Consider the following 8,902-nt stretch of genomic DNA (forward strand, 5'->3'; position numbering starts at 1 on the left):
GGCTGACATGGCAGACATCTGCCAGGTCAGCCGCACTGGCCGTTTTTCGTTCAACTGACTTTCAACGCTTCCCGGGCATGTTGCGTCGTGTGCATCGGTTGGGGTTTGGCCCAGTTTTCCGGCAGGTTGATGAAGTCCACCAGTTCACGCAGGCGTCCCTGGTCACGGCCGTTGAAGGCGAAGGTCAGGCGGGTCAGGTGGTTGAAGTCGCCGACTTCATGTTCTGCGCTGCTGTCGGCTTGCTGATGGTATTTGCCACTCAGGCGCAGGTCGGCGAAGCCCTCCTGAATGTCGTATAGCGCCGCCTCGCTGAGGGGGTGCAGCATCCGGATCACGAACTGGTTCTTCAACCAGCGACTGGAGTGGTAATTGCTGTAGAACTGGTTGATTTCCTCCACAGCCTCGTCAGCGCTGTGTACCAGACGTACCAGTTTCAGGTCGCTGGGGAGTATGTAGCGGTTCTCTTCCAATTGACGGCTGATGAAGCTCAGTGCGTCCTGCCAGAAACTCCCGCCAGGCGAGTCGAGCAACACCACCGGTACCAGAGGGCTTTTACCCGTCTGGATCAGGGTCAGCACTTCGAGTGCCTCGTCGAGGGTGCCAAAACCACCCGGGCAGAGCACCAAGGCGTCAGCTTCCTTGACGAAGAACAGCTTGCGGATGAAGAAGAAGTGGAAGGGCAGCAGTTGATCGGTGCCATCCACCGTTGCGTTGGCATGCTGCTCGAAGGGCAAGGTGATGTTGAAACCCAGGCTGTTTGCTGCCCCGGCGCCTTCGTGGGCAGCGGCCATGATGCCGCCCCCGGCCCCGGTGATGACCATCAGGTCGGAGCGGGCGAGGCTGGCGCCCAGCTCTCGGGCCAGGGCATACATCGGGTGTTCCTGAGGCGTGCGCGCCGAGCCGAATACAGTGACTTTGCGTCGCCCCTTGTAGCGTTCGAGGGTGCGGAAGGAGTGGTCCAGTTCGCGCAGGGCCTGCAAGGTGATCTTGGCATTCCATCGGTTGGCGTCGTCGAAGGCCATGCGCAGGATGGTCAGCATCATGTCGCGGTAGAGCGGCAGGTTGGGGCTGTCCGGTGCCACCAGTTGCAGTTGTTCATCAATCTTGTTCAGGTCGATCCCCTGCTCCCTGAAATGATCGGACAGACGTTCATTCGGTAGGTAAGGCATTCAGCGTCTCCTTCTGCAGCAAAACCTCTGACCGGGTCGATGGGGTGTCCCGGCCGCGACACTGCGTGTGTCGCTGGCTGCTGTCGCTCGAGTGTGCATCTCGAGCATTGCAGTAGGCCTTCAAGGCCGTGATGCAGTGGCGTGAGTCCATCTTGTCTTTTGTCGTTGCGGGTCCGGCAACGTCGTGGCGCGGCAATCTCCTGTGCTTGCCGCTGACGCGTGCTGTTCGCTTTCAATCTAGACGCTGGCGAGCGATCCTGCCGGTTTGCGGCTGCAAACCGTTCGTCTGATAGGATCCAATCCGTGCAGGGGTTTGATTAACTGAAAGACAACGGCGCGATGAGGGGAGGTCGCGGTATGCATCGGTTGGTCATTGAGGTGGACTTGCAGTTGTATGAACTGCTCAGGCGTGCAGCCCAGGACCATCAATTGAGCCTGGAGGGCGAGTGCCTGCGCAGGTTGCAAGGCGCCGACAGGCAATCACGTTACCTTCAGGCCTTGCTGGCGGATCTGCGCGCCGATGAGGAGCAACGGCGCGCCAGCGACGATCAGGTCGCCTGAATCACTTCTTCTTGTTGCCGGCCGTGCAGCTGGCAGCATCGAACGCCTGGTCCATGACCGGCTGGTTGGTCTTGTAGACGGTGAAGCGGTAGACCATTACCGCGCCCTTGGTCATCAGTTGGCGGTAGCCGGTGTTGCGGCAGACGCTGTCGCCCAGCTGGCTGCGCACCAGCGCCGGGTTTTCCAGCATGCGCTGGGCATGTTCTTCGCGCACGCTCAGGTGGTTGACCAGCGCCTTGCCCTTCTCGACGGTGTATCCCTGATCGAGGATGTCTTCGTTGACGGCGCGTGGCGTGCCGACGCTGCTCTCCTTGGCAACCTTCTGCAGCATCTGGTTCAGCTCGTAGTCCTGCTTGGACGCCGCATTGGCTGCGAGCGGCAGGGCGAGCAGCAGGCTCAGGGTCGGGACGATAAGACGCAGCATGAATCTCTCCTGGTTCGGTAACTGGCGCTTTGACCTGCGCCTTCTGGCGGCGTTCCATGAACGCGTCGCTCAACGGGCGCAGCGGCTGCCAAAGGCGCGATTATAAGGGAGCGCGCTTGTAGCCTGCACGGCAATCCTGTGGCTGCTCTGGTAGACTCACGTCTTTGTTCCCCGCCGAGTTGTCGCAGTGTCCATCCCATTCCTGTCCATAGGCTTGCAGCCATGAGCCATGCGGTAGCGCGCCTGCGCGCCGAGCGTCTGGCGCGCAGCAACAAACCTTTCGTCGCCCGCGGTTCGCGCGCTGATCGCTGCCCGGACTGCCGGGTGATCGCCAGCCATTGTCTGTGCGCCTGGAAGCCTCGGGTCGACGCCCGGGCCGGCATGTGTCTGGTGATGCACGACACCGAGCCATTGAAGCCGACCAACACCGGCTGGCTCATCGCCGACCTGATCGAAGATACCTGGGCCTTCGGCTGGCAGCGCACCGATGTAGACGCGCGTTTGCTGGCGCTGCTCGAACAACCCCAGTGGCAGCCCTATATCGTCTTCCCTGGTGAGTTCGTCGCACCGGAGCGGGTGGTCAACGAGGTGGTGTGCGAGCCTGGCAAGCGGCCGCTGTTCATCCTGCTCGACGCCACCTGGACCGAAGCGCGCAAGATGTTTCGCAAGAGTCCGTACCTGGATCGCTTCCCGGTGCTGAGCCTGGAGGCCGAGCAGATGTCGCGCTACCGCCTGCGCCGCTCCAAGCGTGACGATCATTTCTGCACCGCGGAAGTGGCGGCCATGTGTCTGGACCTGGCCGGCGACAACCGTGCCTCCCAAGCGCTGGATGCCTACCTCGACGTGTTCAGCCTGCATTACCTCAGCGGCAAGCGACACCTGGCACTGGACGACCAGGATGAGCCGCATCAACGCTTGCATACCTTCCTATAGTCCAAGGGGCAAGCGAGCCGGATTGGTTCATACTGTCGAGCAGGTCGCCAGGGTGGGCGAGGCCGCCGGGCAATTGGCTTGACCACCCGGACGGTGCTCGGCATCCTTGGCGCCGATTCGGCCACGACGCAGCCGCCATCCCAGGCTGCGGTCGTGCCCTTGCCGCAGGCGGCGCCGTCGCCCGCGCCTTGAGTTGCCCGCCAGGCACAGGCCCCGTACCCCGCAGCGCCTGGCACAGAACAGGACCCCTGGATCGATGGCTACATATGAAATCCTGATTGCCGATGACCATCCGCTGTTCCGTAGCGCCTTGCGCCAAGCCGTGACCCTCGGCCTCGGGCAGGACGTACGGCTGGTGGAGGTGGCAAGCATCGCCGAACTGGAAACACGCCTGACCGAGAAATCCGACTGGGACCTGGTCCTGCTCGACTTGAACATGCCGGGGGCCTATGGCTTCTCCGGTCTGGTCCTGCTGCGCGGGCAGTATCCGCAGATTCCGGTGGTGATGGTGTCGGCGCAGGAAGAGGCGGCCGTGGTGGTCAAGTCCCGCGAGTTCGGGGCCAGCGGTTTCATTCCCAAGTCCAGCCCGCTGGAAACCATCCAGGACGCCGTGCGCAAGGTGCTCGATGGCGAAGTGTGGTGGCCGCCGCAGGCGTTCGAAAAGGTTGATGTGTCGGCCGAGGCCAAGGCCGCCAGCGAGGGGCTTGCGAGCCTGACGCCGCAGCAGTTCCGGGTACTGACCATGGTTTGCGAGGGTTTGCTGAACAAGCAGATCGCCTACGAGCTGAGCGTCTCGGAGGCGACCATCAAGGCCCACGTCACCGCGATCTTCCGCAAGCTGGGCGTTCGCACCCGGACCCAGGCGGCCTTGCTGCTGCAACAACTTGAATCGGTTTCAGCTAACTGAGCCTCGCGGCTTCACGCTTTTTTGACCCAGGCTGGACTAGCCTGCAGGCCTTTTCCAGGTGAATTGACTCACATGTCGCCATTCAAGGGCCAGACCGGCCTGAAACGCATCTTCAACGCCGCCGGCTATTCGCTTGACGGCCTGCGCGCCGCCTTCAAGGGCGAGGCTGCCTTCCGCCAACTGGTGCTGCTCAACGTGCTGCTGATCCCGACTGCCTTCTGGTTGCCGGTCAGCCGCGGCGAGCGTGCGATCCTGATCGCCGTGTGCCTGCTGGGGCTGATCGTCGAGCTGCTCAACTCGGCGGTCGAGGCTGCCATCGACCGCATCTCGCTGGAGCGTCACCCCTTGTCGAAAAACGCCAAGGACATGGGCAGTGCCGCGCAGTTGGTGGCAATGAGCATGGTGGCGCTGGTCTGGGGCGTGATCCTGCTCGGCTAGCGCTTAGGCGATGGCCGGCAGCACGATCTCGTCGCTGCGCTGCACCCCCGCAGTAAAGCTGCGGCACAGCTCGAGAAACTCACGCATGGCTGAGGTCTGGTACTTCTGCTTGTGCCAGATGAAGTAAAACTGCCGCAGCAGATCCAGCTCCGGTGTTTCCACCGCCACCAGGCTGCCGCGCCTGAAAGCGTCGCGCAACGCGAGGCGTGAAATGCAGCCGATCCCCAGACCCGACTCCACGGCGCGTTTGATCGCTTCCGTATGTTCGAGCTCCAGACGGATGTTCAGGTTGGCGCGGTGGTGGCGCATGGCCTGATCGAAGGTCAGGCGTGTGCCTGAGCCTTGTTCGCGCAAGATCCACGCCTCCTGGGACAAGGCCTCGATATTGGCGCGGCCGACCTTGGCCAGTGGATGCTGCGGGGCGCAGAACACCACCAGTTCGTCCTCGACCCAGGGTTGCACCTCCAGGTCAGGGTGGTTGCAGTCACCCTCGATAAGACCCAGGTCAATTTCGTAGTGGGCTACCTGTTGCACAATGTGCGCCGTATTCTGCACGTGCAACTTGACCTGGCTTTCCGGGTGCACCTGCATGAAGCTGCCGATCAGCAGCGTTGCCAGGTAGTTGCCGATGGTCAGGGTGGCACCGACGGCGAGCGAGCCGAAGCCGGACTTGCCGTTGAGCAGGTCTTCGATTTCCTTGGCCTGGTCGAGCAGGGCCACTGCTTGGGGCAGCAACTGATGGCCCAGGGCGTTGAGGCTCAGGCGCTTGCCGGCGCGATCGAACAGCTGGCAGCTGGACTGGCGCTCCAGTTCGGTGATGGAAGTACTGGCCGCCGACTGCGAAAGGGCCAGTACATTGGCCGCTCGCGATACGCTTTGATGCTGGGCGACGGCGACGAAGACTTGAAGCTGGCGGAGAGTGAATCGCATATCTATATAACCGATAAGTCATATCTTGATAATTCAGTTAACAGATATTCTCGCTGCCCCTAAACTATCGCGCAACTGCGCGTCTTGCGCGCGCCGCGTTTTTCTTCAGGAGCCCCATTAGATGAGCAACATGAACCACGAACGTGTCCTCAGTGTGCATCACTGGAACGACACCCTGTTCAGCTTCAAGTGCACCCGCGATCCGGGCCTGCGCTTCGAGAACGGTCAGTTCGTGATGATCGGCCTGCAGCAGGAAAGCGGCCGTCCGCTCATGCGTGCCTATTCGATCGCTTCGCCGAACTGGGAAGAGCATCTGGAGTTCTTCAGCATCAAGGTGCCGGACGGTCCGCTGACCTCCCAGCTGCAGCACCTGAAGGAAGGCGACGAGATCATCATCAGCAAGAAACCGACCGGCACCCTGGTGCTGGACGACCTGAACCCAGGCAAGCACCTGTACCTGCTGAGCACCGGTACTGGCCTTGCGCCGTTCATGAGCGTGATCCAGGACCCGGAAACCTACGAGCGTTTTGAAAAGGTGATCCTGGTCCATGGCGTGCGCTACGTGAACGAAGTCGCCTACCGCGAGTTCATCACCGAGCACCTGCCACAGAATGAATTCTTCGGCGAAGCGGTGCGTGAGAAGCTGATCTACTACCCGACCGTGACCCGCGAGCCGTTCGAGAACCAGGGCCGTCTGACCGATCTGATGCGCAGCGGCAAGCTGTTCAGCGACATCGGCCTGCCACCGATCAACCCGCAGGACGATCGTGCGATGATCTGCGGCAGCCCGAGCATGCTCGACGAGACCAGCGAAGTACTCGACAGCTTCGGCCTGAAGATCTCTGCGCGTATGCGTGAGCCGGGTGATTACCTGATCGAGCGCGCATTCGTCGAGAAGTAAGGCGAATTGCGGCATAAAAAAACGCAGACTTGGGTCTGCGTTTTTTTATGCCTGGAAAGTGTGAATTCAGGCTTCGCGTGCAACCTCCAGCACCCGGATCACCTCCGGCTGCGGATAATGCCAGCGCACCTGCACATCCCAGAACCTCACTCCGTAGAGCCGTTCCGGCGCTGGCACCTGATAGGCCGGGCGTGGATCCTGGGCCAGGCACTGTTCGATGAGTTCCACCAGTGGTTCTGCCAGGCGCAGAGCGTGCTCGTGGGCCTGGTGCAGGGCGCTATCGCTCCACTGCACGTTGATCGGCAGTGGCGCATCGCTGGCCATCTGGTTGATGGCATTGTCGATGCTGTCGGCGTAGGGCACGTAGGGTTTGATATCCAGCACTGGCGTACCGTCCAGCAGGTCGATGCCAGACAGGAGCAGACGCCCGGGCTCTACAGCTTCAAGGCGCACCACCGACTGGCCGATCCCGTTGGGGCGATGGGTGGCACGCGTGGCGAACACGCCCATGCTCTTGTTGCCGCCCAGGCGCGGCGGGCGCACCTTCAGCCGGGGCTTTTCCTCCAGTGCTTGGTGGAACAGGAACAGCAGCCAGACGTGGCTGACCTGCTCCAGGCCCTGTACCGCGTCGCCCTGGTCGAACGGCGGCAGCAACTCCAGCACGCCGCGTGCCGCGGGCGCCAGGCGGGGCTGGCGGGGGATGGCGAACTTCTCCTTGAAGCAGGAGCGGACGATGCCGACCGGTGTGACGCTGTGCTGCATGATCGGCTCAGCCACGCACGCGAAGGGTCAGGCCCTTGAGGAAGTTGCGCAGCAGCTGGTCCTGGCAGGGGCGGTAGTTGTCATGGCCGACCTTGCGAAACAGCGCGCTGAGTTCGGGCTTGGACACCGGGAAATTGACCGATTTGAGGATCGCGTGCAGGTCGTCTTCCTTGAGTTCGAAAGCCACCCGCAGTTTCTTCAGCACGGTGTTGTTGGTCACCGGCAGCTCGACGGGCTGGGGCGCACGGTTGTCGTCCTTGCCACGGCGGTGGATCACCAGGCCATCGAGGAAATGCGCCATGACGCGCTCCGGGCAACGCACATAGCCGGCTTCGTCTTCCTTCTTGATATAGCCGGCAAGCACCACCGGGTTCACTTCAAGGCCGGACAGGGCGATGATTTCGGCCATCTTGGCGTCGTTCACCTTGAGCATGTAGCGCAGGCTGCGCAGGACATCGTTGTGGTTCATGTGACTCGAATCCTTTTCTGAGCCGCACCTTGCGGCGCGGCGGTATCGCTTAGAAGCGTTCGCTGCCGGACAGGTAGCGCCATTGGCCCAGGGGCAGCTTGCCCATCGACACGCCACCCAGGCGAATGCGGCGCATGCCGAGCAGTTCCAGGCGCAGGTAGGCGCAGATTTCGGAGATCTGCCCGGGCTGCGGGTTCTTCAGGGCCAGGCGCAGGTGGGTTTCGTTCTGCCAACTGGCTTTGGCCCGGGGCAGTTCCCGGTCATTGCGGGTCGCACCACGGGCCAGGCGCTCCAGGGCCTGGAGCGTGGTTTCGCCGCGCACCTCGAGGATGTACTCCTGTTCCAGACGGCGCAGGTCGGCGTCGATCTTGCGGGTGACACGCCAGTCCTGGCTGAATACCTGCAGGCCGCTGGCGCCGCGTTCGAGCGGGGCGGGGCAGGTTAATCTGGCGAAGTGCCCGTGCAGGGGGCGCACGCCTTCGCGGTGGGTTTCGCTGAGGCTGGCCATGTTCATGCTGGCGCGGGCAGTTTCACTGTCCTGGCCCTTGGGCTGGTTGAGCAGCAAGGTAACCGGCTCCAGTGTTTCGGCACGTGCCCCCGGGAGCAGTTCGACACGCTGGGTTTCAACCTTGAACTGCGGTTGTTCGACCACCACGCCATCGACCGTGACCCAGCCCCCTTCGATGTACAGTTCGGCCTCGCGGCGTGAGCAGCCGAGCTGTTCGATGAGGCGTTTGGACAGGCGGACGGGTTCGGACATGAGCTGAGGGTTCGCAGGGCAGGGAAAGGTGCTTATTGTACCTGCCCGTGCCGTGTTGCGGCTGCGAATCTGCGCCGGTCGGGCCATTTCAGGCGCGGCTGACGGGCCGTGCCTACCGCGGTGCGCGGATCAGTCGCATGTGCAGCAGTGGATAGGGTTGTCCGAGGCCATCGGTTTCCGAGCGTCCCGCCACTTCGAAGCCCTCGTGCAGGTAGAAACCCAGTGCCTGGGAGTTCTGTTCGTTGACGTCCAGGCGTTCGGCGTTGAGCTCCTCGATGGCATGGCGCAGCAGACGCTTGCCAACCCCCAGGCCGCGATGTTCGGGGTCAACGAAGAGCATGTCGACACGACCGTTGGCGACACCGGCAAAGCCGAGGATCCTGCGTTGGGCGTCCCGGCAACAGATCAGCATCACGGCATCCAGGTAGCGGCGCAGCACGTGATCGCGCAGCAGCACGATGTAGGCGTCAGGGAGAAAATCATGGGTGGCGCGCACCGACGCTTCCCAGATACGGACCAGTTCGGGGTAGTCGCTGTAGTGGGGGGTATGCAGCGTCAGGGGCAAGGACATTCTGTATTCCTCGGGTAGTGAGGAAAACATAGATGCTTGATGACAGTTTTGCGGAGTTTTTCTTCAAAGCTTGCCCC

The 8,902-nt window shown here is 62.3% G+C and carries 12 protein-coding genes; 5 read left to right on the forward strand and 7 right to left on the reverse strand.

Annotated elements, in window-relative coordinates; all coding sequences use genetic code 11:
* Positions 1-50: 50 nt before the first annotated feature.
* Positions 51-1,169, reverse strand: a complete 1,119-nt coding sequence (locus tag HU729_RS24105) for an LOG family protein (RefSeq protein ID WP_186667199.1) — start codon at positions 1,167-1,169, stop codon at positions 51-53.
* A gap of 357 nt (positions 1,170-1,526) precedes the next feature.
* Between HU729_RS24105 and HU729_RS24110 the strand changes: the two genes are divergently transcribed.
* Complete coding sequence (locus tag HU729_RS24110; RefSeq protein WP_186667198.1) at positions 1,527-1,730, forward strand: hypothetical protein; 204 nt, start codon at positions 1,527-1,529, stop codon at positions 1,728-1,730.
* A gap of 1 nt (position 1,731) precedes the next feature.
* Here the strand turns inward: HU729_RS24110 and HU729_RS24115 are convergent, their stop codons facing one another.
* Positions 1,732-2,154: a quorum-sensing-regulated virulence factor family protein gene (locus tag HU729_RS24115; protein WP_186667197.1), complete on the reverse strand. Its 423-nt coding sequence runs from the start codon at positions 2,152-2,154 to the stop codon at positions 1,732-1,734.
* Between the two features lie 222 nt (positions 2,155-2,376).
* Here HU729_RS24115 and HU729_RS24120 point away from each other — a divergent pair, with 222 nt between their 5' ends.
* The 3 genes from HU729_RS24120 to HU729_RS24130 all read left to right on the forward strand — a co-directional run bounded on the left by HU729_RS24120 (position 2,377) and on the right by HU729_RS24130 (position 4,432).
* The gene (locus tag HU729_RS24120; protein ID WP_186667196.1) at positions 2,377-3,087 is read left to right on the forward strand and encodes a tRNA-uridine aminocarboxypropyltransferase; all 711 of its coding nucleotides are present in this window, start codon (positions 2,377-2,379) and stop codon (positions 3,085-3,087) included.
* A gap of 256 nt (positions 3,088-3,343) precedes the next feature.
* Positions 3,344-3,994: a response regulator transcription factor ErdR gene (erdR, locus tag HU729_RS24125; RefSeq protein ID WP_054891023.1), complete on the forward strand. Its 651-nt coding sequence runs from the start codon at positions 3,344-3,346 to the stop codon at positions 3,992-3,994.
* A gap of 72 nt (positions 3,995-4,066) precedes the next feature.
* A complete protein-coding gene (locus HU729_RS24130) occupies positions 4,067-4,432 on the forward strand; it encodes a diacylglycerol kinase (protein WP_186667195.1) in 366 nt (121 codons plus the stop codon).
* Between the two features lie 3 nt (positions 4,433-4,435).
* Here the strand turns inward: HU729_RS24130 and finR are convergent, their stop codons facing one another.
* Positions 4,436-5,362, reverse strand: coding sequence for a LysR family transcriptional regulator FinR (finR, locus tag HU729_RS24135; protein ID WP_186667194.1), 927 nt, complete (start codon positions 5,360-5,362; stop codon positions 4,436-4,438).
* Between the two features lie 121 nt (positions 5,363-5,483).
* Here finR and fpr point away from each other — a divergent pair, with 121 nt between their 5' ends.
* Positions 5,484-6,263, forward strand: coding sequence for a ferredoxin-NADP reductase (gene fpr, locus HU729_RS24140; protein WP_054891020.1), 780 nt, complete (start codon positions 5,484-5,486; stop codon positions 6,261-6,263).
* Positions 6,264-6,329: 66 nt separating this feature from the next.
* On the opposite strand, the gene tsaA is transcribed toward fpr, so the two are convergent.
* From tsaA to HU729_RS24160, 4 genes are all read right to left on the reverse strand, one after another.
* Complete coding sequence (gene tsaA, locus HU729_RS24145; RefSeq protein WP_186711769.1) at positions 6,330-7,025, reverse strand: tRNA (N6-threonylcarbamoyladenosine(37)-N6)-methyltransferase TrmO; 696 nt, start codon at positions 7,023-7,025, stop codon at positions 6,330-6,332.
* A 7-nt stretch (positions 7,026-7,032) separates the two neighbouring features.
* Positions 7,033-7,494, reverse strand: a complete 462-nt coding sequence (locus HU729_RS24150; protein WP_186667192.1) for a DUF1456 family protein — start codon at positions 7,492-7,494, stop codon at positions 7,033-7,035.
* Positions 7,495-7,543: 49 nt separating this feature from the next.
* On the reverse strand, positions 7,544-8,254 hold the full coding sequence (locus tag HU729_RS24155) for an rRNA pseudouridine synthase (RefSeq protein WP_186711770.1): 711 nt from the start codon (positions 8,252-8,254) through the stop codon (positions 7,544-7,546).
* Between the two features lie 112 nt (positions 8,255-8,366).
* Positions 8,367-8,825 (reverse strand): acetyltransferase, encoded by a 459-nt coding sequence (locus tag HU729_RS24160; RefSeq protein WP_186667190.1) that lies wholly within the window; start codon positions 8,823-8,825, stop codon positions 8,367-8,369.
* Positions 8,826-8,902 lie beyond the last annotated feature (77 nt).

Source organism: Pseudomonas sp. RW10S2 (assembly GCF_014268985.1).
Lineage (GTDB): Bacteria > Pseudomonadota > Gammaproteobacteria > Pseudomonadales > Pseudomonadaceae > Aquipseudomonas > Aquipseudomonas wayambapalatensis.